At 66.4% G+C, this 21812-nt stretch carries 20 protein-coding genes; 14 read left to right on the top strand and 6 right to left on the bottom strand.

Annotated features, from left to right (window positions below; genetic code table 11):
* The first annotated feature begins 65 nt into the window (after positions 1–65).
* The 4 genes from GGR90_RS05465 to GGR90_RS05450 all read left to right on the top strand — a co-directional run bounded on the left by GGR90_RS05465 (position 66) and on the right by GGR90_RS05450 (position 2266).
* Positions 66–710, top strand: a complete 645-nt coding sequence (locus GGR90_RS05465; protein ID WP_167920018.1) for a GGDEF domain-containing protein — start codon at positions 66–68, stop codon at positions 708–710.
* Positions 711–762: 52 nt separating this feature from the next.
* Positions 763–1092, top strand: coding sequence for a hypothetical protein (locus GGR90_RS05460; RefSeq protein WP_167920016.1), 330 nt, complete (start codon positions 763–765; stop codon positions 1090–1092).
* Positions 1093–1124: 32 nt separating this feature from the next.
* Entirely contained in the window at positions 1125–1691 is a 567-nt protein-coding gene (locus GGR90_RS05455; RefSeq protein WP_167920014.1) for a hypothetical protein, read from the top strand.
* Positions 1692–1804: 113 nt separating this feature from the next.
* Positions 1805–2266, top strand: a complete 462-nt coding sequence (locus GGR90_RS05450) for a Dps family protein (protein WP_167920012.1) — start codon at positions 1805–1807, stop codon at positions 2264–2266.
* Between the two features lie 35 nt (positions 2267–2301).
* On the opposite strand, the gene GGR90_RS05445 is transcribed toward GGR90_RS05450, so the two are convergent.
* Positions 2302–2712: a hypothetical protein gene (locus GGR90_RS05445; protein WP_167919889.1), complete on the bottom strand. Its 411-nt coding sequence runs from the start codon at positions 2710–2712 to the stop codon at positions 2302–2304.
* 239 nt (positions 2713–2951) lie between these two features.
* Entirely contained in the window at positions 2952–3722 is a 771-nt protein-coding gene (locus tag GGR90_RS19610) for a cold-shock protein (RefSeq protein WP_167920010.1), read from the bottom strand.
* A 261-nt stretch (positions 3723–3983) separates the two neighbouring features.
* Here GGR90_RS19610 and GGR90_RS05435 point away from each other — a divergent pair, with 261 nt between their 5' ends.
* From GGR90_RS05435 to GGR90_RS05415, 4 genes are all read left to right on the top strand, one after another.
* Positions 3984–4601, top strand: coding sequence for a ribonuclease D (locus GGR90_RS05435; RefSeq protein WP_167920001.1), 618 nt, complete (start codon positions 3984–3986; stop codon positions 4599–4601).
* Positions 4602–4630: 29 nt separating this feature from the next.
* Entirely contained in the window at positions 4631–5269 is a 639-nt protein-coding gene (gene lptC / locus GGR90_RS05430; protein WP_167919999.1) for an LPS export ABC transporter periplasmic protein LptC, read from the top strand.
* Entirely contained in the window at positions 5266–5841 is a 576-nt protein-coding gene (locus tag GGR90_RS05425; RefSeq protein WP_209023565.1) for an LptA/OstA family protein, read from the top strand. Before lptC ends, GGR90_RS05425 begins: the two co-directional genes overlap by 4 nt.
* A 325-nt stretch (positions 5842–6166) precedes the next feature.
* Complete coding sequence (locus tag GGR90_RS05415; protein WP_167919996.1) at positions 6167–7981, top strand: ABCB family ABC transporter ATP-binding protein/permease; 1815 nt, start codon at positions 6167–6169, stop codon at positions 7979–7981.
* On the opposite strand, the gene GGR90_RS05410 is transcribed toward GGR90_RS05415, so the two are convergent.
* Together GGR90_RS05410 and GGR90_RS05405 are read right to left on the bottom strand one after the other, a co-directional pair.
* A complete protein-coding gene (locus GGR90_RS05410) occupies positions 7978–8586 on the bottom strand; it encodes a cytochrome b (protein ID WP_167919994.1) in 609 nt (202 codons plus the stop codon). The genes GGR90_RS05415 and GGR90_RS05410 overlap by 4 nt on opposite strands.
* A 2-nt stretch (positions 8587–8588) precedes the next feature.
* A complete protein-coding gene (locus GGR90_RS05405) occupies positions 8589–9659 on the bottom strand; it encodes a catalase family peroxidase (protein ID WP_342449889.1) in 1071 nt (356 codons plus the stop codon).
* A 160-nt stretch (positions 9660–9819) separates the two neighbouring features.
* On the opposite strand from GGR90_RS05405, the gene GGR90_RS05400 reads away from it, so the two are divergent.
* The 6 genes from GGR90_RS05400 to GGR90_RS05375 all read left to right on the top strand — a co-directional run bounded on the left by GGR90_RS05400 (position 9820) and on the right by GGR90_RS05375 (position 17324).
* Positions 9820–11475, top strand: coding sequence for a cation:proton antiporter domain-containing protein (locus tag GGR90_RS05400; protein WP_167919992.1), 1656 nt, complete (start codon positions 9820–9822; stop codon positions 11473–11475).
* Positions 11476–11536: 61 nt separating this feature from the next.
* Entirely contained in the window at positions 11537–13312 is a 1776-nt protein-coding gene (recQ, locus tag GGR90_RS05395; protein ID WP_167919990.1) for a DNA helicase RecQ, read from the top strand.
* 308 nt (positions 13313–13620) lie between these two features.
* The gene (locus GGR90_RS05390; protein WP_167919988.1) at positions 13621–14049 is read left to right on the top strand and encodes a protein tyrosine phosphatase family protein; all 429 of its coding nucleotides are present in this window, start codon (positions 13621–13623) and stop codon (positions 14047–14049) included.
* 283 nt (positions 14050–14332) lie between these two features.
* Entirely contained in the window at positions 14333–14737 is a 405-nt protein-coding gene (locus tag GGR90_RS05385; RefSeq protein WP_167919986.1) for a hypothetical protein, read from the top strand.
* On the top strand, positions 14730–15644 hold the full coding sequence (locus tag GGR90_RS05380) for a sterol desaturase family protein (RefSeq protein WP_167919984.1): 915 nt from the start codon (positions 14730–14732) through the stop codon (positions 15642–15644). Before GGR90_RS05385 ends, GGR90_RS05380 begins: the two co-directional genes overlap by 8 nt.
* A gap of 93 nt (positions 15645–15737) precedes the next feature.
* Positions 15738–17324, top strand: coding sequence for a GMC family oxidoreductase (locus GGR90_RS05375; protein WP_167919982.1), 1587 nt, complete (start codon positions 15738–15740; stop codon positions 17322–17324).
* 426 nt (positions 17325–17750) lie between these two features.
* On the opposite strand, the gene GGR90_RS05370 is transcribed toward GGR90_RS05375, so the two are convergent.
* Positions 17751–20141 (bottom strand): TonB-dependent receptor, encoded by a 2391-nt coding sequence (locus GGR90_RS05370; protein ID WP_167919980.1) that lies wholly within the window; start codon positions 20139–20141, stop codon positions 17751–17753.
* A gap of 300 nt (positions 20142–20441) precedes the next feature.
* A complete protein-coding gene (locus GGR90_RS05365) occupies positions 20442–21806 on the bottom strand; it encodes an ammonium transporter (RefSeq protein ID WP_167919978.1) in 1365 nt (454 codons plus the stop codon).
* Between the last annotated feature and the right edge of the window lie 6 nt (positions 21807–21812).

Genomic DNA, 21812 nt, shown 5'->3' with positions numbered 1-21812 from the left:
GAGTGACCGCCTCATATCCGTCGGCATGTGGCCGGCGGAGGGATAGGTCGCGCCGGGGACGAGGCATGGATAGCATAGGGGGGGCACGGATCGCGGTCGACCAGTTCGCCGCCGTACCCGTTGACTCCATTGAGGACCAACTGCGTGAGATACGCCGGGAACGCGACGCTTTGCGCCGCGAAAACCGCGTATTGAAGATCGCCGTCGCCGAGCTGGAGCGCGTGTCGGAGCGCGACACGCTGACCCCGCTGTTCAACCGCCGTTATTTCCTGACCGCGATTCACCACCGCATGGCGCGGTTCGAGCGCCACGCCGAGCGCGCCGCGGTCGTGTTCATCGACGTCAACCAGCTCAAATATATCAACGACAATTTCGGCCATGCCGCGGGCGACTTCGCGCTGATGGAGATCGCCAAGCGGCTCGCGGGCTCGATCCGCGCGACCGACGTCGCGGCGCGCATCGGCGGCGACGAATTCGGGCTGATCCTCGATCAGTCGAGCGAGGACGGCGCGCGCGCGCAGGTGACCCGCCTGTGCGACGTGCTGACCGCGGGCCCCGCGCATTATGACGGGCACGAGATCGCCTTGTCGGCCTGTTTCGGCGTTGCGATGCTCCAGACGGGAATGAACGAATCGGATATATTGGCGGCCGCCGACCGCGACATGTATCGCAGCAAGCAAAGCCTCGGCGGGCTTCCCGGCCACCGCTAACCGCGCGTTAACCAAAAGCGCGCATCGTCTCCGGTATGACAGGGGGTGGACGATGCGAAACCAGACCGACCCATATCTCGACATCCAGAACCGGATCACCGGCCAGATCGGCGCGCTGGCCGAAGCCTTGCCGCATTGCGCGCTGGCGCAGATCGTGCGGGGGATCGACGATATCCGCTGCCTTGCGCGCGACAATGGCTTTGTCGCGGTCGAAACGCTGGCGAGCCGGCTCGAATCGGCGGTGGCGGGCGGCGGTTATCGCGCCGCGATCCTGACCTATCTCGACGCGATGAGCGACGCGGCGCAGGCGCCGCGCGGGCCGATGCCGGCGGCGGCGCACGAGGCGTGGCTGGCGTCGGTGGCGACGCGGCTCGGGCATTGACCCCGAACGCCTGACCATCCAGATCCGACGTCATGGACGCAATCATGCTCGCGCTGGTGGCGGTGCTGCTCGCCAATGCCGACGGGCGCAGCGGAATCGCGCTGTCGCGGCTCTTGAGCGCGCGCAGCGACCGGCGCGTCACGGTCGGCATCGCCTTTGGCGCTTTCATCGTCAATGCGGTCGTCGCCGCGACCGCCGGGGCGATCGCGAACCGGATGATCGGGCAAGGCGTCGCCGCCCTGCTCGTCACGCTCGCGATGCTGTCGGCCGCGGGCGCCTTGCTGTGGCCGATGAAGCCCGTTCGCGATGCGGGGGCGGATGATGCGCCGATCGCGGTATTCGCGGGCCGGATGCTGGCGAACCAGTTCGGCGACCGCAGCCATTTCCTGATCGGCGCGCTCGCCGCGACGAGCGGGGCGGGGCAGTGGGCGGCGGCGGGCGGATTGGTCGGCTGGACGCTGTCGATGCTGCCCTTCCTCGCCTTTGGCCCCGCGCTCGCCGAGCGGCCCGCCGCGCGGAGCCTGCGCTGGGCGGCCGCGGCGATCCTGGCGATATGGGGGCTTCGCACCGCGCTCGGCGCGTTCGGGTTGATCGGCTGATCGATATATCGGGACGGCTTTCATCGTTTTTGTCGATGATGCTCAGCCAAAGCTTCAATGGGAAAGATCGTCCGCCCTCTCTATATTGGTGGGGCAACAGAAAGGATGCTCCCATGTCCGACAAGACCAACAATGCCCCCGCCGTCGCCGATGCGCTGAACGCGCTGCTCGCCGACAGTTTCGCACTCTATCTGAAGACCAAAAACTATCATTGGCACGTCCAGGGTCCGCGCTTTCGCGAACTGCACCTGCTGTTCGACGAGCAGGCGGCGCAGATTTTCGCGACCACCGACCTGATCGCCGAGCGCGTGCGCAAGAATGGCGCGGCGACGCTGCGTTCGATCGGCGATGTCGGTCGCCGCGCGTCGATTCGCGACGACGACAGCGCGGGCGCGGACGCCGAGGCGATGATTCGGGCGCTGGCGGGCGACAACAAGACCCTGCTCGGTCAGCTCAAGGAGGTGAAGGCCGCCGCCGAAGCCGATGGCGACATCGCGACCAGCGGGCTGGTTGACGGCTGGGTCGACGAGACGCAGCAGCGCATCTGGTTCCTGGAAGCGACGCTGGGCTATTGAGGCCGGCGAGATCGTCCGCGACCGCTTTGGGGTGGTTAGCTGTCGCCCAGCGGTTCAGGCTTGAAGCCGCCATTTGGAACGTATGGCGGATCAAGGCGACGGCACTTCCACTGATCAACCGGCGCTTTGGTGCCTGGACATGCAAACTCGGCTGCTGATTCTTCGCCAGTCTTATTGTCACGCCCGAGATACAGTGCGCTAAACCCATCGCAATAAACATCAGGCCCAGCGTCACAGCCAGTTTCGCGCTGATCGACAATCAGATAGCCTTCACGGTAGAGCTCTTGCACTATCGGCGCATCGACATCTGTGACCGGCGCGAGAGCAGGATCGGGTTCGCGCTCCCAAGGGTCGCTGGGGTCGCTAGAGCTATCAACGCCGCACGCTGTAATGACCAAAAATGGGACCAAGAGCACGACCGAGAGCTTTCGTCTCATCTCTTTCATTTGCCGTAACATACTGAGTTTGTGAACGGCAGCAACCGGTCGCTAGCGGCTATTCCCCATTTTCGTCATTCCCGCGAAAGCGGGAACCCAGGGACGGGCCAGCCTACGCGCGCTCTGGGTCCCCGCTTTCGCGGGGATGACGAGGTAGGGGAGGCAACTAACGGTCGCTTGCCGCCGCTCTTCATCACAAACAAAAAGGGCGGCCCATGGCCGCCCTTTCCGTTCGTCTGTCCGGCCGATCAGTCCTGATGCGGCTGGATGTTCACCGCTGCGAACTTGCCGCGGTCGTCGACTTCGATGTCGAAAGCGACGCGGTCGCCCTCGTCGAGGCCCGCCATGCCGGCGCGCTGCACCGCGCTGATGTGGACGAAGGCGTCGGCCTGTCCGTCGTCGCGCGCGATGAAGCCGAAGCCCTTCGTCGTGTTGAAGAATTTGACGGTGCCCGAGGTGCGTTCACCGGTCAGCTGACGACGCCCACGCGCGCCGCCCGGAGCCGGGCGGTCGCCGCGGTCGTCGCGGCGCGGGGCGAATTCCTCGACCGGCATCGGCTCGCCTTCGATCTTGAGATCGATGGCCGAAACCTTGCCGTTGCGTTCGACGAGCGTGAAGGCCATCGGCTGCCCCGAAGCGAGGCCCTGGAGGCCCGCCTGTTCGACCGCGCTGATGTGCACGAACACGTCTTCGCCGCCATCGTCACGCGCGACGAAGCCGAAGCCCTTTGCCGCGTTGAAGAATTTGACGGTGCCCTGGCCTTCGCCGACGACCTGCGCCGGCATGCCGCCGCCGCGTCCGCCGCCGAAACCGCCGCCGCCACCGCGGTCCCCACCGCCGAAGCCACCGCGATCGCCGCCGCCGAAACCGCCGCCACGGTCGCCGCCGCCGAAGCCGCCGCGATCACGATCGCCGAATCCGCCGCCGCCGTAGGGAGCCGGTTCGAAGCTGTCGAAATTGCCGAAATCATCGCGCTTGCCGCGTCCCCGATGGCCACGGCGATCCTTGTTGAAACTCATTGCTTAGTAGTCGCTTTCGGTCGTCCACACCCCATTCAACCGGCTCCTTGCGCCGGACGGGGACGCAGTTCACCACGGGCACAGACTCGCCCTATGCCACAAGGACGCAAGATATAGCCTAATTATCCACAGGCTGCGAACAGAAAATTTCAGAAAGATGGTGCCGAATATCGCACGCTTTGCCGCGTGCTTCGCGGACCGGCGGGCGGGCCCGCAAACCAGCCATTGAGCGGCAGGGCCGCTTGGCCTAAGGCGGCGGCTATGACTGTCTATTTTCACGAAGAAGATCTGCCCGAGGGCGTGCTGCGCCCGGGTCCGGTCGCGATCGACACCGAGACCATGGGGTTGAACCCGCTGCGCGACCGGCTGTGCCTCGTCCAGATCAGCGACGGGTCGGGCGACGAGCATCTCGTCCGCTTCAAGCCCGGCAGCGCCTATGATGCGCCGGTGCTGAAGGCGATTCTGACCGATCCCGCGCGGCTGAAGCTATTCCATTTCGCGCGGTTCGACATCGCGGCGCTGCAGCAGGCGCTCGGCGTCGTGACCGCGCCCGTTTATTGCACCAAGATCGCCTCGAAGCTGGTGCGCACCTATACCGACCGGCACGGGCTCAAGGAGCTGGTGCGCGAACTGCTCGGCCAGGACGTGTCGAAGCAGCAGCAGTCGAGCGACTGGGGCGCCGCCGAACTGAGCGATGCGCAGCGCGACTATGCGGCGAGCGATGTGCGCTTCCTGCACGCCATGAAGGATATTCTCGACGCGCGGCTGGCGCGCGAGGGGCGCACCGGACTCGCGCAGGCCTGTTTCGATTTCCTGCCGACGCGCGCCGCGCTCGACCTTGCCGGCTGGCCCGAGGTCGACATTTTCGCACACACTTAATGCCAGCGATTCGCAAAAGGCCCTGATGGATGTCCGAACGCGCCGATCTTGACCGCACGATGCGCCGCATGTGGGCGGCGAGCGGGTCGAGCCACGACCGGGTGGTGCGCATCCTGCGTTTCGGCCTGCCGCTCGTCATCGGCGTCGTCGCGGCGGTGCTCGTCTTTTCGCCCTTCACCCAGCGCGCCGAGATCAGCTTCCTGCTCGCGAAGGACAAGGTCGACATGGCGAGCGAGCGGATGAAGGTGACGCGCGCCGAATATCGCGGGCAGGATGCGAAGGGGCAGCCCTTTGCGCTGCTCGCGGGGAGCGCGGTGCAGAAAAGCTCGGCCGAACCGATCGTGCGGATGACCGACCTGTCGGGGGCGATCAAGCTCGCCGACGGCCCCGCGACGATCGTCGCGAAGTCGGGCGCCTATAATATGGAGACCGAAACGGTCGCGGTGCCGGGAACGGTGCAGGTCAAGAGCGCGAACGGCTATCGCATCGACGCGAGCAATGTCGCGGTCGACCTCAACACGCGCACCCTCGCTGGCGAGGGCGGCGTCGAGGGCACATTGAACATCGGCCGCTTTTCGGCCAATCGGCTGACGGCCGACCTCGACAAGCGGGTCGTGCGCCTCGAGGGCGATGCGCGGCTCAGAATCAATCAGGGAGTGCTCAAATGAACCGGCTTTGGACCCTGAGGAGCATGGCGCTGGCGGGCGCGGGCTTCGCCCTGACCAGCCTGGCATTCCTGTCGGCCGGCGGCGGTGATCGCGCCGAGGCGCAGGCGCTCGCCAACCACAATGGCAATGCCCCGGTCGATATGGCCGCGAACGCCATCGAGGTGCAGGACCGCGCCGACCGCGTCATCGTGACGGGCAACGTCCGCGTCACGCAGGCGGGGATGACGCTGACCGCGCCGCGGATGACCATCGCCTATACGCGCAGCGGCGGCACCGACATCAACCGGATCGACGCGACCGGCGGGGTGGTGGTCACCAAGGGCGATGAAATGGCGAAGGGCAATGTCGCCATTTACGATCTCGACCGGCGGCTGATCACGATGGTCGGCAATGTCGAACTGCGCCAGCGCGGCAACAATCTGCGCGGCGGGCGCCTCGTCATCGACCTCAACAGCGGCCGCGCGACGGTCGACGGGCGCGGCGCGGCGCGCGGTCCCGACGGCAATCCGGTCGAGGGCGGTACCGAGGGGCGCGTCACCGGCACCTTCACGGTACCGGAAAGAAAGCAGTAACCACCCTGCTTTACCGGGCCGCAACCACGCGGCTTCACCATGGAGCCGGGACCAGATCATAGCGGAGCCGGGGGGCGACGCCGCATTAAAGTGAAAGCAGCCCCCATGCGCTTTTCCCCTCTCGTCCCGCCCCGGCGTCCGCTGTTCGGCCGTCGCCTGGAACCGCCCGCGGCGATCGTGCCGACGCCGACATCCGAAGAGAGGCGGCTGATCGATCGCATCATCCGCCATGCGGGACCGCGCGAGAAATTATAGCACTGCCGACGGGCAGTTGCGGAATTGAGTTGCTTGGCGTCAGGCTCCCGCGCCCCTACATGGGGCGGCGATGCCGCCCGATACCGCAACCTCCGCCGATGCCAGCCGCGAACCGCCCGTCCTTGCGACGCTGCGGCGCTTCCTGCCCTATCTGTGGCCCGCCGGGCAGGTCGAGGCCAAGGTTCGCATCGTCGTCGCCGGGCTCATCGTGCTCGCGTCGAAGGGCGTGCAGCTGTCGATGGGTTTCCTCTATGGCGCCGCGATCGACCGCATGGCGCCGGGGATGGAAGAAGGCGTGGCGCTCGCGATCGGCCTCGTGCTTGCCTATGCGGGCGCGCGTTTCGCCGGGGTGCTGTTCGACAATCTGCGCAATGTCGTGTTCGAGCGGGTCGGGCAGGATGCGACGCGCGAACTGGCGATCACGACCTTCAGCCACCTCCACGCGCTGAGCCTGCGTTTCCACCTCGCGCGGCGGACGGGCGAGGTCACCAAGGTGATCGAGCGCGGGACCAAGAGCATCGACACGATGCTCTATTTCCTGCTGTTCAACATCGCGCCGACGATCGTCGAGCTGGCGGCGGTGCTGATCATCTTCTGGACCAAGTTCAGCTTCGGCCTCGCGAGTGCGACCGCGCTGATGGTCGTCGTCTATATCATCTTCACGCGGCGGGTGACCGACTGGCGCAACGCGCTGCGCACGCGGATGAACGATCTCGACACGCTGACGATCGGGCGCAGCGTCGACAGCCTGCTCAATTACGAAACGGTCAAATATTTCGGCGCCGAGGCGCGCGAGGAAGCGCGCTACCGCGACGTCGCCGACCAATATGCGCGCGCCGCGGTGAAGAGCGAGAACAGCCTCGCGTGGCTCAACATGGGGCAGAGCCTGATTACCAATTTCGCGCTCGCGGGCGCGATGGCATACACCGTGTGGGGCTGGGCGCAGGGCGAATATAAGGTCGGCGACGTCGTGCTGGTGAACACCTTGCTCGCCCAGCTCTTCCGCCCGCTCGACATGCTCGGGATGGTCTATCGCGTGATCCGCCAGGGGCTGATCGACATGGAGGCGATGTTCCGCCTGATCGACACGCCGTCCGAGATTGCCGACGCGCCCGATGCCTGGCCGCTCGTCGTCAATGGCGGCGCGGTGGCGTTCGAGAATGTCGTCTTCGGTTACGAGCCCGACCGGACGATCCTGAACGGCGTCAGTTTCGCGGTCGGCGCGGGCGAGACGCTGGCGATCGTCGGGCCGTCGGGCGCGGGCAAGTCGACGATCGCGCGGCTGCTCTTCCGTTTCTATGATCCGCAGGGCGGGCGTATTTTGATCGACGATCAGGGCATATCGCAGGTCACGCAAAAGAGCCTGCGCGCCGAGATCGGGATCGTTCCGCAGGACACGGTGCTGTTCAACGACAGCATCGGTTACAACATCGCCTATGGCCGCGAGGGCGCGAGCGCGGAGGAGATCGCCGCGGCGGCCGAGGGCGCGGCGATCGATGGCTTCATCGCGCTCTTGCCGCAAGGCTATGACACCGAGGTCGGCGAGCGCGGGCTCAAGCTGTCGGGCGGCGAAAAGCAGCGCGTCGCGATCGCGCGCACCCTGCTCAAGAACCCGCCGGTGCTGATTTTGGACGAAGCGACGAGCGCGCTCGACAGCCGCACCGAGGCGGCGATCCAGGATACGCTCGAACGCATCGCGGCGCGGCGCACGACTTTGGTCATCGCGCACCGGCTGTCGACGGTGACCAATGCCGACCGCATCATCGTGCTCGACAAGGGGCGGGTGGCCGAGACGGGGACGCACGACCAACTGCTCGCGATGCGCGGGCTCTATGCCGACATGTGGGCGCGGCAGCAGGCGGAGAAGGAAGAGGGGACGGTTTAGGGCCCGGGCGTTTCGGCGGGTTCCACCTCCGGCTCGTCGGCTTCCTCCGGCTCCGCGAGTTCGGGGTCCAACGCCGCTGCGCGCGCAAAGCCCATCGTTTCGAGCACCCCGTCGCGGCGTACGAAGCGGTGGATCAGCGCGACGGTGAGATGGCCGAGGATCAGCGCGAAGAAGGCGAAGGCGATCAGGCCGTGCGTCTGCCGCAGCAGGCCATAGGCGAGCGCGTCCCGCGGCACGATCGGCGGCAGCACGAAGCCGGCCGTCAGGCGCACCGGATAGCCGCCCGCCGACAGCATCGCCCAGCCGATCAGCGGCAATCCGATCATCGCGAGATAGAGGAGGATATGCGCGCCGCGCGCCGCGCGCTGCTGGACGCGCGGCAGATCGGCGGGGAGCGGCGGCGCGCCGGTGGCGAAGCGGAGGACGAGGCGGAGCGCGGCGAGCAGCAGGATCGCGATCCCGAGCGGACGGTGCAGCGCGATCAGCGACGCATAGGCGGGGCTCGCGGTCGAGACCATGGCGGCGCCGATGAACAGCATCGCGATGATCAGCAGCGCCATCGTCCAGTGGAGCAGGCGGATCGCGAGCGGGAAACGGTGCGGCATGATCAGCGTCCTTTCTGCGACAGCGTCTTGCCGACCGCACTGGGTCCGGGCGCCTCGACCGCGCGCCGCCCGAAGGAAGATGCGTAAGCCGCCGATCGCGCGGCGAGCAGCGGGTCGTCGGACAGCGCGATTCCGTCGGGCAATATCGTCGGGTCGAAGGTGATGTCGCGGCAGGCGCCGCTTTCCTCGGGTTCCGCGCGCGCGATGGTGAGCGTTCCGGCGTCGATTCGCCGGCGGCCGGCAGGCCATGGCACGGTCGCATCGTCGGTCCGGTCCCCCGGCGCCGCGACGGTCACGATCATGCGCCAGCGCAGTGGTCCCCTGGCGAGGCGGGCGCCGAGATCGGTGAACAGATGATCGGTGGGCAGGCTGGCGAGCGCCGCCTTGTCGAGCGCGCCGAACGCGGCCTCGGGCTCGAAAGCCCAGCGGACGGCGTGCGCGGAGCCCGCGCCGTCGATGAAGCGAAAGGCGTTGATGCTGTAATAGGTGCTGTTGGCGAAACTGTCGGGGAGCGGCGCGGCGGCGATATGATCCTGATAGGCGCGGGTTTCGGGATGGCGAGCGAGATAGGCCTTCATCGCGGCGGGATCGGGCTTGCCGGTCGAGGGGTCGGGGCGCGCCGCGCGCTGGAGCGCGACGAAAGCCTCGGGGGTCGCGACGGGGAAGATGGGGGTATGGTCCATCGCCAGGCGCCATATCTCGCCATCGGGTCCGGTCAGTTGCAGCGCCATGGCGCGAAAGACGTTGCGCCCGTCGGTCGCGAAGGGTTTACCGCCGCCGGTCGAGAAGCGGCCGATCACCGCATGGCGGCCCGAACGCAGCAGCGGCGTCCGCGACAGGGCGTCCGCGCCCCCGCTCGCGTCGAAATATCCGGTGAAGCAGACCCCTTTCGCATGGGCGCGGCGATAGCCTTCGTGCTTGCCCGCATTCGATTCGAGGGCGTCGGCGATCGTTCCGCCGCCGATGCGGGGCGGGCCGATCCAGCCACCGGCCCAGGCGAAGCCGGACAGCAGCAGGATCGGCGCGGCGGCGATGGCGGCGATGGTGGTGAGGGGTGGGCGGGCGGTGATCACGGCGGCGGTCCTTGATGGTTCGTTCACGGGGAGACGGACTTGGTCGAACGCAGTTCGTGCGGCGCGGGGTTCCGGTTACACGCGCCAGGCCGCCGCATTCACAATAAAAATACTTGGGTTGGGTTGACCCTCCGCGCCCGCGCCCTTTACGCAAGGGGCCATGCCGCATGACACCACGCTGATCGGAACCATCGTCGCGGGGCTTGGCGTCGCCTTTTTGATGGGCGCGCTCGCGCACCGGCTCAAAATCTCGCCGATCGCGGGTTATCTGCTCGCGGGCATTCTTGTCGGTCCCTTCACGCCGGGCTTCGTCGCCGACACGGGGCTCGCGATGCAGCTCGCCGAGATCGGCGTCATTCTGCTGATGTTCGGGGTCGGCCTCCATTTTTCGCTGAAAGACCTGCTTTCGGTGCGCAAGATCGCGGTGCCCGGGGCGATCCTGCAGATCGCGGTCGCGACCGCGCTCGGCATGATGCTCGGCCTCGGGCTCGGCTGGTCCGTTGAGGGGAGCGCGGTGTTCGGGCTGGCGCTGTCGGTCGCCTCGACCGTCGTGCTGCTGCGCGCGCTGCAGGCGCGCGACATGGTCGAGACCGAAAAAGGCCGCATCGCGGTCGGCTGGCTGATCGTCGAGGATCTCGCGATGGTTCTCGCGCTCGTCCTGCTGCCCGCGATGTTCGGCGACCGCGGCGATGAGGGAGGCTTTGGTGGGGGCGCTGGCTTGCTCCAATCGGCGGCGATCGTGCTGATCAAGATCGTCGGTTTCGGCGCCTTCATGTTCCTGATCGCGCGGCGGGTCTTGCCGTGGGTGCTCCACTGGGTCGCGCATTCGGGATCGCGCGAGCTGTTCCGGCTCGCGGTGCTGGCGATCGCGCTCGGCGTCGCGTTCGGCGCGGCGGTGATTTTCGATGTGAGCTTCGCATTGGGCGCCTTCTTCGCCGGCATGATCCTCGGCGAGACGCAGCTGTCGCGGCGCGCCGCCGAGGAGACGCTGCCGTTGCGCGATGCGTTCGCGGTGCTGTTTTTCGTGTCGGTGGGGATGCTCTTCAATCCCGAGGTGCTGACCGAGCAGCCGGGGCCGGTGATCGCGACGGTGGCGATCATCGTCGTCGGCAAGTCGCTCGCCGCCTATGCGCTCGTCCGCGCCTTCGGCCACAAGTCGCAGACCGCGTTGACGATTTCGGTCAGCCTTGCGCAGATCGGCGAATTCTCGTTCATCCTCGCCGGATTGGGTGTCGGGCTCAAGGTGCTGCCCGAAACCGGGCGCGACCTGATCCTCGCGGGATCGATGCTGTCGATTCTGCTCAACCCGATCCTTTTCACGCTGGCGGTGAAACGTATCCGATCCGACGAGCCGGTCGCGGAGCAGCCGGAGGGCGCTGCTCCCGAAACGCCCGAGCCGTGCAACGCGGGTGTCGTGCTGATCGGTTATGGCCGCGTCGGCAGCCATATCGGCGGCATGATCTGCGGGCGCGGCGAAGGGCTGACGGTGATCGAGGACCAGAAGGACATGGCCGCCGCCGCCGAAGCCGCGGGCGCGACGGTGATCGTCGGCGACGCGACGAAGGAAAGCATCCTGCGGCAGGCGGGGCTCGACGCGGCGTCGACGCTGCTGATCGCGATTCCCGAAGGGGTCGAGGCGGGCGCGATCGTGCGGCGCGCGCGCGCGATCAACCCCAAGCTCGTCATTGTCGCGCGCGCGCATTCGGACGAGGAAGTGAACGACCTCGTGCGGCGCGGCGCCGACCATGTCGTGATGGCCGAGCGCGAGACCGCGGCGCGGATGGCCGAGCGCGCGATGCTGACGCGGGCATCTTAAGCCTCTTCCCTTCAGGGGAGGGGTTGAGTTTTATCCCGCTTCCGCCCTATCGCCCCATCCAATGTCCGCCGACGCGCTCCTTCCGCTTCTCAAATCCACCTTCGGTTTCGACGCCTTTCGCGGGAAGCAGGCCGATGTCGTCGATCGCGTGATGACGGGCGAGAACACGCTGGCGGTGATGCCGACGGGGGCGGGCAAGTCGCTGACCTATCAGCTGCCGGCGGTCGCGCTGACCGGCTGCGTCGTCGTCGTATCGCCGCTGATCGCACTGATGCACGATCAGCTGCGCGGCGCGCGCGCGGCGGGGATCCGCGCCGCGTCGCTGACCAGCGTTGACGCCGATTTCGCCGAAACGCGGCAGGCGTATCGTGACGGCGCGCTCGACCTCCTCTATATCGCGCCCGAGCGCGCGACGAGCGAGGGCTTCCGCACGCTGATGGAGGCGCGGACGCCCGCGCTGTTCGCGATCGACGAGGCGCATTGCGTTTCGGAATGGGGGCATGATTTCCGGCCCGACTACCGGCTGCTGCGGCCGTTGCTCGATGCTTTTCCGGCGGTGCCGCGGCTCGCGCTGACCGCAACCGCCGACAAGCACACGCGCGAGGATATTCTGCTCCAGCTCGGCATTCCGGCCGAAGGGCTGGTGCTGGCGGGGTTCGATCGGCCCAATATCCGTTACCGGGTGACGCCGCGGGTGAGCCCGGCAAAACAGCTCACCGATTTCATCGCCGCCAATCCGGGGCCGGGGATCGTCTATTGCCCGACGCGCAGCGGCACCGAACGGCTGGCCGAGCAATTGGCGAAAGCGACGGGGCGGCCGGTCGCTGCCTATCACGCCGGGCTCGACGCCGAGGTGCGTTCGCGCGTGCAGCATGATTTTGTCGCGTCGGAGGACGGCATCGTCACCGCGACGGTCGCCTTCGGTATGGGGATCGACAAGCCCGACGTGCGCTTCGTCGCCCACGCGGGCCTGCCGAAGTCGATCGAAAGCTATTATCAGGAAACCGGGCGCGCGGGGCGCGACGGCGACCCCGCCGAGGCGCTGATGCTATGGGGCGCCGACGATTTCGCGAAGGCACGGATGCGGCTTTCCGAATTGCCCGAAGTGCGCGTCGCGGGCGAGCGGGTGCGGCTGAATGCGCTTGCGGCGCTGGTCGAGACCGTCGAATGCCGCCGCGCGCTGCTGCTGCGGCATTTCGGCGAAACGCCGCCCGAGCGATGCGGCAATTGCGACAATTGCCTCGAGCCTGCGGCGCAGGTCGATGCGACGGTACTGGCGCAGAAATTGCTCTCGGCGGTGTACCGCACCGGGCAAAGCTTTGGCGCGGGGCATATCGAGGCGGTGCTGACCGGGCGCAGCGACGAGCGCATCGCGAGCCGCGGGCACGACAAGCTGTCGGTCTTCGGGATCGTCGCGGGCGAGGAGGCGCGGCTGATCAAGCCGCTCGTCCGCACGCTCGTCGCGCGCGAGGCGCTCGAGACGACCGAACATGGCGGGCTGATGTTCGGCCCCGCGGGCCGCGCGATGATGAAGGGCGAGACGCCGGTGCTGATCGCAGAACCGCCCGTCAGACGGACGCAGCGCGCGTCGCGCGCGGATCGCGCGGCGGCGAACCCCGTCGGCGATCCCTTGTTCGACGCGCTGCGCGCGATGCGCCGCGAGCTTGCCGCGGAGGCGGGGGTTCCGCCCTATGTGATCTTTCACGACGCGGTGCTGCGCGCGATGGCGAGCGAAAGGCCCGCGACCCGCAGCGCGCTCGCGGACATCCCGGGCGTCGGCGGCAAGAAGCTGGAAGCGTGGGGCGACGCGTTTCTGAACGTGATCCGGCAGTTGTAGGAATAATCTCACGCAAAGGCGCAAAGACGCGAAGAAGAAGGAATATCTCACACAAAGACACAAAGCGGGCGCCCCCGGGCCCTGGCGTGGATTTGTCGCCGCAGGCGACCTTCTCGAATGCGCTTCGCGCGGTACTTCGCGGCGCCCCCGGGCGCGCTCTGCCCTCTTTGTGTCTTTGTGTGGGTCTCTATTTTTCCTCCTTCGCGCCTTTGCGTGAGACAAATCAAAAGCCGCATTCATCGTCACAACAACGGCGCCGGTGGCTTTCACGCTTGTCAGCAACCATGCGGCGGGATTAGATCGCCGACATGAGCGATTTTCGTCCCCTGTCCGCCCAGTTCAGCGTCGCGCCGCAGATCGGCATCGAGGATGTCGCGGAGGCCAAGGCGCAAGGCTTTGCGCTGGTGATCAACAACCGTCCCGACGGCGAGGAGCCAGCGGCGCCGCAGGGCGAGCAGATCTGGACCGCTTGTGCGGCCGAGGGGCTTGCCTATGCGGCGATTCCGATCGGCCATGCGGGATTCAGCCATGCGCAGATCGACGCGCTCGACAAATTGCTGGCGAGCGCGACGGGGCCGATCCTCGCCTATTGCCGCTCGGGAACGCGCTCGGCGCATCTTTGGGCGCTGGCGCGCGCGCGCGCGGGCGACGATGTGGGCGGCATCGTCGATGCGGCGGCGAAGGCGGGCTATGATCTTTCGGGGCTGCGGCCGATGCTGGACGCGCTTTCGGGCTAGGATCCATATGCGACTACAGCGCCGTCGAGGTTTGAAGCAAAATGACCCAGTGCGAGGAGAGAAGGCGTAGGAATATGTCGATATTTCAAGACTTCTCGACGATGCAATGGGCCATTTTGATCAAATCCCCCCTCCCGCTTAATTGGGGGGACGCCCAAATGGCTTCCATCTCGGGCCGAAAGCCGCTTGGAAAGGCAACCAGCCTTCCCGGCGCGTCTTTCGGCCCGATCTGTTCGCCATTTGGGCGCCTCGACGGCGCTGTAGTCGCATATGGATCCTCGAAATGACCGCAATCGCGATCCAGACGGGCGCGTCGCTCGTTACGGTGCTGTTCGTCGCCTGGCTGGTCGGCAAGATGGGACTTGGCGCCGATCCGCGGATTGCGGACGAAGCCCACGCGATCCGCCTCGCCGAAGAGGCCGAAGCGGGGTTTCGCGGGATCGAGGTCGCGCGCGACCGCGCGGGCTTTGCCGCGATCGTCCGCAATGCCGAAGGGCGGATGATGCTGGTGCGCGCGCACGGCAACCACTTCGCGGCGCGGCCGGTCGATGCAAGCGTCATCGGCCGGCTCGACAAGGATTTCCTGACACTGACGACGCCGGAGCGGACATTCGGTGCGGTGACGCTGCAATTGGGGAAGGATGCGGGGATGTGGGCCAGCCGGATGCGCGAGTTCCGCCGTGCCTGAGCTGCCCGATCCTGTCGTCTATGCCGTGCCGGCGTTCATCCTGCTGCTGATCGCCGAGATGATCATCTCGCTGCGCGCCGACAGGAGCCGCTATAGCGCGCGCGATACTTTGACCTCGCTGATGCTTGGCACCGGCAGCCAGGTCGCGGGCGCACTCGTCGGCGCGGCGGTGATCGGCATGGCGGTGTGGGTCTATCAGTTCCGCCTGTTCGACATCGGGATCGCGTTCAAGACTTGGTGGTGGGCGTGGATCCTCTGCTTCTTCCTCGACGACCTTGCCTATTACGCCTTTCACCGCAGCGCGCACCGCGTGCGCTGGTTCTGGGCGAGCCATGTCATCCACCACAGTTCGCAGCATTATAATCTCTCGACCGCGCTCCGGCAGACATGGACGGGCTTCTTCAGCCTGACTTTCCTCTTTCGCCTGCCCTTGTTCCTGATCGGCTTTCCGCCGACGATGGTTTTCTTCTGCGCAGGGCTGAACCTGATCTACCAGTTCTGGATCCATACCGAGGCGATCAAGCGGCTGCCGAAATGGTTCGAGGCGGTGATGAACACCCCGTCGCACCACCGCGTCCATCACGGAGTGAACCCGCGCTATCTCGATGCCAATTATGCGGGCGTCTTCATCATCTGGGACAAGATGTTCGGCAGCTTCGTTGCCGAGCGCGACGACGAGCCGGTGCGCTATGGCATCGTCAAGCAACTCGGCAGCTTCAACATCCTCTGGGCCGCGGTGCATGAATGGGTCGGGATCGCGAAGGACGTGTGGCACGCGCCGTGGAAGCACAAGCTGTCTTATATGTGGCGCGAGCCCGGCTGGAGCCACGACGGCAGCCGTGCGACGAGCGCGATGATCAAGGAACGCTGGGCAGCGGGACGGCCGGTCGAGGAAGCGGCGGAATAGGCTGCTCCATCTAGTAGCTTGCCTCGCCCTCTAATGACATTCATGTAAGTCTCCGGGAGACCGCCAGCAGGCGGCGCGAGGGAGAGCCGCAGCATGGATCAGTTCGACATCATCGTCATCGGCGGGGGCAGCGCGGGGAGCGCGGCGGCGGGACGGCTCGCCGAGGATGGCAAGCGCACCGTCTGTCTGGTCGAGGCGGGCGGGCGAAACGACAATATGCTGATCAAGACGCCGGGCTTCATGCCCTTCATCCGAAACAGCTCGAACTATAAATATGAGACGGTGCCGCAAAAGGGGCTGAACGGCCGGATCGGATATCAGCCGCGCGGACGCGGGCTCGGTGGGTCGAGCGCGATCAACGCGATGGTCTATATTCGCGGGCACGCCTTCGATTACGACCGGTGGGCGTCATTGGGAGCGACGGGCTGGAGCTATGCCGACGTGCTGCCCTATTTCAGACGTGCCGAGCATAACGAGCGCGGCGCCGACGATTTCCACGGCGGCGGCGGCCCGCTCAATGTCATGGACCAACGCTGGCCCAATGTAACGAGCCGGCGCTTCGTCGAGAGCGCGGCATCGCTGCAATTGCCGCGCACCGCCGATTTCAACGGGGCCAGCCAGGAAGGCTTCGGTCTCTATCAGGTGACGCAGAAGGGCGGCGAACGCTGGTCGGCGGCGCGTGCCTATGTCGAGCCTTTGCGCGAGCATGGCAATTTCGCGGTGCGCACCGGCGCGCTGGTCGAGAAGATCCTGATCGAGGAGGGGCGCGCGACGGGCGTCGTGATCCGCCGCGGATCGAAACGCGAGACGCTGCGCGCGCGCGGCGGGGTGGTGCTGTCGGCAGGGGCGTTCGGCAGTCCGCAGATCTTGATGCTGTCCGGGATCGGGCCGGCCGCGCACCTCGCCGGCAAGGGGATCGAGGTTGTACTCGACCGCGCCGGCGTCGGCGCCAACCTCCAGGATCATGTCGATTATGTGTCGAGTTGGGAGACGCGCTCGGCCGATCCGTTCGGCGACAGCGCGGGCGGCACATGGCGGATGGTGAAGGCGATCTTCGAGCATCGCAGGCAGCGCACCGGAATCATGACGACCTGCTTTGCCGAGGCGGGGGGCTTCTGGAAATCGCGCGCCGACCTGCCCGCGCCCGACATCCAATATCATTTCGTGCCCGCGATGCTCGAGGATCATGGCCGCACCAAGGTGAAGGGGCACGGCTTTTCGTGCCACGCCTGCGTGCTCAGGCCCGAGAGTCGCGGGTCGGTGACGCTGGCGTCGTCGGACGCCGCCGCGGCGCCGGTGATCGATCCGGGTTTCCTGACCGACGCGCGCGACATGGCGACCTTGCGTGCCGGGGTGCGGATGATGCACCGGATCGCCGCCGCGCCGCCGCTGTCGGATTATGCGGGAGTCGACCGCCACCCGGTCGATCTGGACGACGATGCGGCGCTCGACGCGCTGATCCGCAGCCGCGCCGACACCGTCTATCACCCGGTCGGGACGTGCCGGATGGGGAATGATGCCGATGCGGTGGTCGATCCGGCGTTGAAGCTGAATGGCATCGACGGGCTGTGGGTCGCCGATGCGAGCGTGATGCCGCGGCTGGTCAGCGGCAACACCAATGCGCCGAGCATCATGATCGGCGAGCGCGCGGCCGATTTCGTGAAGGCGGCGCTGAACTGAGCGTGTCCCGGCGGAAGCGGGGGCCATGCGGCGAAATGGTGGACGCATTGGGGCAGCGTCGATGTCGAGATCGGCCGCTCGACCTATGTTCTTGAAGAGGGCGGCTCGCTCCTCGCCAGCGATTCGGTCCTGCAGGATGACGGCGGTTGGTGCGTCTTCGCGGCGCCGCGTTCCATGCGCAAAGTCCTTGAAACCGCTGTTTTTTTTTGGCGGATCCCCTGCTGCGCACAAAAAAAGAGGGCCGGGACTTGCGTCCCGGCCCAGCCTTTCAGGCTCTCCCCTCCTGAAACTGTTGACCCAATGAATGCCATATTAATGTCATGTTGAAAAGGCAAAAGTTACGACCATGCTGCATATAATTCGCGCAGCATTTCAGGGCGGAAAAGGGGCCGGGGCGTGGTGCGCCCGGCCCCTTTTTGCCGCCCCTCAGAAGCCCTTTCGCACCGTGACGCCGAAGGTCCGCGGCTGGTTCGTCGCAAAGCCGAGCCGCGCGCGCCCGCCGCGCTCGCGGTCGAAGGCGAGCAGCGCATTTTCGTCGAGCAGATTGTTCACATAGACCGAGATTTCGAGCTCGTCCGGAAACTCGATTCCCGCGCCGAGGTTGACCAGCTGATAATCGGGCAGCTTGAGGTCGAGCGTCGTCGCCGAGCCGATTGGCGCGCCGCCGAAGGTGAAACCGTGGACGAAGGTCCGCGGGTTGTTCTCCTGATCGCCCGGCTGGGTGTAGCGGCTGCCGACATGCTGGAAGGAGGCGGTGACGAAGGCGTTCGTGTCCGACGACGGGTCGATCGGGAAGCTGTAGGTCGCGTTCGCCGCCATCTGGAATTTCGGCACCGATGGCAGGCGGTTGCCGTCGCGGATGCCCTCGATCACCGTCCCGTTCGGGCGGGTCAGCGTCGAATCGAACTCGGCCTCGACATAGCTGCCCGACAGGCCGAGATCGAGACCGGTGAAGGGGCTCGCCGACAGCTCGAACTCCAGCCCCATCGTGTGCGCGTCGGCGTTGAAGACGATGCGCGACGAACAGCTGCCGGCATCGGCGGTGACCTGCAGATTGTTGATCTTGGTATAGAAGCCCGCGGCGTTGAAGGTGATGCCGCCGAACTGCGCCTTCACCCCGCCTTCATAGTTCCACAGCGTTTCGTCGTCGTAGCGCGGCCGGCCGCCGAAGGTTTCGGCGTCGGGGCCGTTCGGCACGCCGCCGTCGCAGAGCGGCAGGTTCAGGGGATCGTTGACGCCGCCGAGGCGGAAGCCCTTCGACGCCTGCGCGTTGAGCGTGATGCCTTCGGCTACGTCGTAGCTCAAGAGCAGACGCGGCGAGAAGCCGGTCGACGAGGTCTTGTCGCGGTCATTGTCGCCGTTCGTGAACAGCCCGCCCGATACGAAGCGCCGCGTTTCGTCGAAGGCGTAATAGCGGCCGCCGACTGTCGCGGTAAGGCGTTCGGTGAAATCATAGCTGACCTCGCCGAAGATCGCGATTTGCGACAGGTCATAGGGGATGTCGGCATTGTACGGCGAATTGGGGCCGAAGCCGTTCGCCACCGCCGCAGAGGTTCCGTCGCCAAGCGTCGCATCGGTGACGGCATCGTAGCCCGGTGTCGGCAGGCGCTGCGTATAGTCGCGCTTCACATTGGCATAATAGCCGCCGATCAGCCACTGGAAGGGGCCGTCATCCGCCGAATTGACGCGCACTTCCTGCGTGAACTGCTTGACCCCGGTGGTGTCGACGAGGTTCGACGGCAGCAAGATTCCGGCGTCGGGGAAGCCGAGGTCGGCCGAGACGCTGCCGGTGAGCGCGCTTGCGTCGCGGCTGACGAGAATGTCGCGGTCGGTGTAGCTCGTTACCGAGGTGACGCCGATGACGTCGCCGGTATAGTTCATCGTGAGGTCGAAAAGCTTGACCTCGTCCTCGAACGCCTCGTCGAGCAGCAGATATTGCTGGCGTTCTTCGAAGGTCACCTGCTGGCGCGTCGTCGTGAACTGGTTGGCGTAGAGATTATAGACTTCCTGTCGGTTGAAGCCGTCGGTCGTGACCTTCTGATAGACGAAACGCGGGGTGATCGAGAGGTTCTCGGCGGGCTCCCAGCGGAGCGACACGCGGCCGCCATAGCGTTCGCCGCTGTTGACGTCCTCGCTGACCCCGCCGCCTTCGCGCAGCGCGTCGATGAAGCCGGCGTAGCGCGTATAATAGCCGACCGCGCGCATCGCCAGATTCTGGCTGAGCGGCAGGTTGATCGCGCCTTTCAAATGGCCGCCGAAATCGTCGCCGTCGACGAGGTTCACATTGCCCTCGACCTTGCCCTCGACGCGGTCGGTGGTCGGCTGGTTGGTGATGTAGCGCAGCGTGCCGCCGACCGATCCCGAACCGAAGAGCGTGCCCTGCGGTCCGCGCAATGTTTCGACGCGGTTGAGGTCGAACAGGTCGAGGTCGGGGGTGAAAAGCGACAGCGAGATGACCGATTCGTCGAGATAGACGCCGACCTGTTCCTTTACGCCCGGCTGGTCGCGCGCGATCTGGCCCGCCGAAACGCCGCGCACCGATACCTGGCTCTGTCCGGGGCCGAGGTTCTGGACGGTCAGGCCCGCGACGTTGCGCGACAGGTCCTCGATCGTGCTCGCATTCGCGCGCTCGATTGCCTGCTCGGTCTGCGCGTTGATCGAAAAGGGAACGTCCTGAAGGCTCGCGTCGCGCTTGGTCGCGGTGACGATGATCTCGTTGCCGTCATAGCTGCCCGTCGGCGCGTCCTGCGCCGCTGCCGGGGTGCTGGCGAGCGCAAGGCACGACAAGCCCGCGAGCAAAGATGCTCGTTTATTCATAATAATCCTCCTCCTGGTGGCCAATCTGACGCTGGTCCGGGCGGGAAGGTGCGCCTCTTGCGGGTGATCCGCAATGGGGGACGATTTGCGCGCAATATAATTACCCGAACCTGTTGCGTCGCGGCCACAGTATAAAAAAGGCCGGGGCGGGCCCCCGGGCCCGTGGCCGTCCCGGCCACAATCAAAAAAGAGGCCGGGGTCAAGCCCCGGCCAGTGGTTCGCAGGAGGAACCTCGGTAGAATCCCGCCGCCGCCGTTTGAAAGGAGAGAGACGTGCGGCGACGGGGTTCCTGTCTCGTCGTCAGTAGTTATACGCGCGCTCGCCATGCTCGCCGAGGTCGAGGCCTTCGCGTTCGACTTCTTCGGAGACGCGCCCGCCGGTGACCGCTTTGGCGATCGTGAAGGCGATGGCCGAACCCGCCGCCGACCAGAGGACGGCGACGCCGACCGACTTGATCTGGATCCACAGCTGGCTGCCGAGGACATAATCGTCGCCCGCCGGGCCGCCGAGCGCGGGCAGCATGGTGACCGCGGTCAGCACCGAACCGATCAGGCCGCCGATGCCGTGGATGCCGAACACGTCGAGCGAGTCGTCGAAGCCGAGCTTGGGCTTCGCCTTCATCACGAACCAGCAGCAGACGATGCCGGCGATCGCGCCCAGAAGGATCGCGCCGAACGGACCCGAATTGCCTGCGGCGGGGGTGACGGCGACGAGGCCGGCGATCGCCCCCGAACAGGCGCCGAGCAGCGAGCCCTTGTGGCCGAGCGCGCGCTCGGTGAGCATCCAGAAGAGGACGCCGGCGGCGGTCGCGGTGAAGGTGTTGATCAGCGCGAGACCGGCCGAACCATTGGCTTCGAGCGCCGAGCCGGCGTTGAAGCCGAACCAGCCCACCCAGAGCAGGCCGGTGCCGATCAGCGTCATGGTCAGCGAGTGCGGCGCCATGATGTCCTTCTGATAGCCGCGACGCTTGCCGATGATGAAGCCGCCGACGAGCGCCGCGATGCCCGCGTTGATGTGGACGACGGTGCCGCCCGCGAAGTCGAGCGCGCCCCAGCCGAAGATCAGCCCGGTGGAGGCTTCGTCGCCGCCGAGATACCAGACCATGTGCGCGATCGGGTAATAGACGATGGTCAGCCAGACGATCGCGAAGACCATCACCGCCGAGAATTTCATGCGCTCGACGAGCCCGCCGAGCACGAGCGCGACGGTGATCGCCGAGAAGGTCATCTGGAAGGCGATGAAGACGAATTCGGGGATCACGACGCCATCGGTGAAGGTCGCGACGGTCGAATCGGCGGTGACGCCGGCAAGGAAGAACTTGCCCGACGAGATGAGCCAGTTGGCGTCGCCGCCGAAGGCGAGGCCATAGCCGTAGATGACCCAGAGGATCATCGCGAGCGCCGCGACGGCGAGGATCTGCGTCAGCACCGAGGCCATATTCTTGGTGCGGACGAGGCCGCCATAGAAAAGTGCGAGGCCGGGGACGATCATCGCCATGACGAGCACGGTCGCGGTCATCATCCAGGCGGTGTCGCCCTTGTCGGGCGTCGGCGCGGCGGCTTCGGCGACGGCGGGCGCCGCTTCCTGTGCCCAGGCGGGCAGCGCGGCGAACAGCGCGAGACCCGCGGCCCCGGCGCCCGCCGCAATCTTCTTTGCGAACGTCATGTTTTC

The organism is Sphingopyxis italica, assembly GCF_011926545.1.
GTDB lineage: Bacteria > Pseudomonadota > Alphaproteobacteria > Sphingomonadales > Sphingomonadaceae > Sphingopyxis > Sphingopyxis italica.
Note: the sequence above shows the minus strand (reverse complement) of the source record. Positions and strands in the feature narration are given on the sequence as shown.

Coding starts and splice junctions, on each gene's coding strand:
- GGR90_RS05465 (WP_167920018.1), top strand. CDS start 66: ATGGATAGCATAGGGGGGGCACGGATCGCGGTCGACCAGTTCGCCGCC.
- GGR90_RS05460 (WP_167920016.1), top strand. CDS start 763: ATGCGAAACCAGACCGACCCATATCTCGACATCCAGAACCGGATCACC.
- GGR90_RS05455 (WP_167920014.1), top strand. CDS start 1,125: ATGGACGCAATCATGCTCGCGCTGGTGGCGGTGCTGCTCGCCAATGCC.
- GGR90_RS05450 (WP_167920012.1), top strand. CDS start 1,805: ATGTCCGACAAGACCAACAATGCCCCCGCCGTCGCCGATGCGCTGAAC.
- GGR90_RS05445 (WP_167919889.1), bottom strand. CDS start 2,712: ATGAAAGAGATGAGACGAAAGCTCTCGGTCGTGCTCTTGGTCCCATTT.
- GGR90_RS19610 (WP_167920010.1), bottom strand. CDS start 3,722: ATGAGTTTCAACAAGGATCGCCGTGGCCATCGGGGACGCGGCAAGCGC.
- GGR90_RS05435 (WP_167920001.1), top strand. CDS start 3,984: ATGACTGTCTATTTTCACGAAGAAGATCTGCCCGAGGGCGTGCTGCGC.
- lptC (WP_167919999.1), top strand. CDS start 4,631: ATGTCCGAACGCGCCGATCTTGACCGCACGATGCGCCGCATGTGGGCG.
- GGR90_RS05425 (WP_209023565.1), top strand. CDS start 5,266: ATGAACCGGCTTTGGACCCTGAGGAGCATGGCGCTGGCGGGCGCGGGC.
- GGR90_RS05415 (WP_167919996.1), top strand. CDS start 6,167: ATGCCGCCCGATACCGCAACCTCCGCCGATGCCAGCCGCGAACCGCCC.
- GGR90_RS05410 (WP_167919994.1), bottom strand. CDS start 8,586: ATGCCGCACCGTTTCCCGCTCGCGATCCGCCTGCTCCACTGGACGATG.
- GGR90_RS05400 (WP_167919992.1), top strand. CDS start 9,820: ATGCCGCATGACACCACGCTGATCGGAACCATCGTCGCGGGGCTTGGC.
- recQ (WP_167919990.1), top strand. CDS start 11,537: ATGTCCGCCGACGCGCTCCTTCCGCTTCTCAAATCCACCTTCGGTTTC.
- GGR90_RS05390 (WP_167919988.1), top strand. CDS start 13,621: ATGAGCGATTTTCGTCCCCTGTCCGCCCAGTTCAGCGTCGCGCCGCAG.
- GGR90_RS05385 (WP_167919986.1), top strand. CDS start 14,333: ATGACCGCAATCGCGATCCAGACGGGCGCGTCGCTCGTTACGGTGCTG.
- GGR90_RS05375 (WP_167919982.1), top strand. CDS start 15,738: ATGGATCAGTTCGACATCATCGTCATCGGCGGGGGCAGCGCGGGGAGC.
- GGR90_RS05370 (WP_167919980.1), bottom strand. CDS start 20,141: ATGAATAAACGAGCATCTTTGCTCGCGGGCTTGTCGTGCCTTGCGCTC.
- GGR90_RS05365 (WP_167919978.1), bottom strand. CDS start 21,806: ATGACGTTCGCAAAGAAGATTGCGGCGGGCGCCGGGGCCGCGGGTCTC.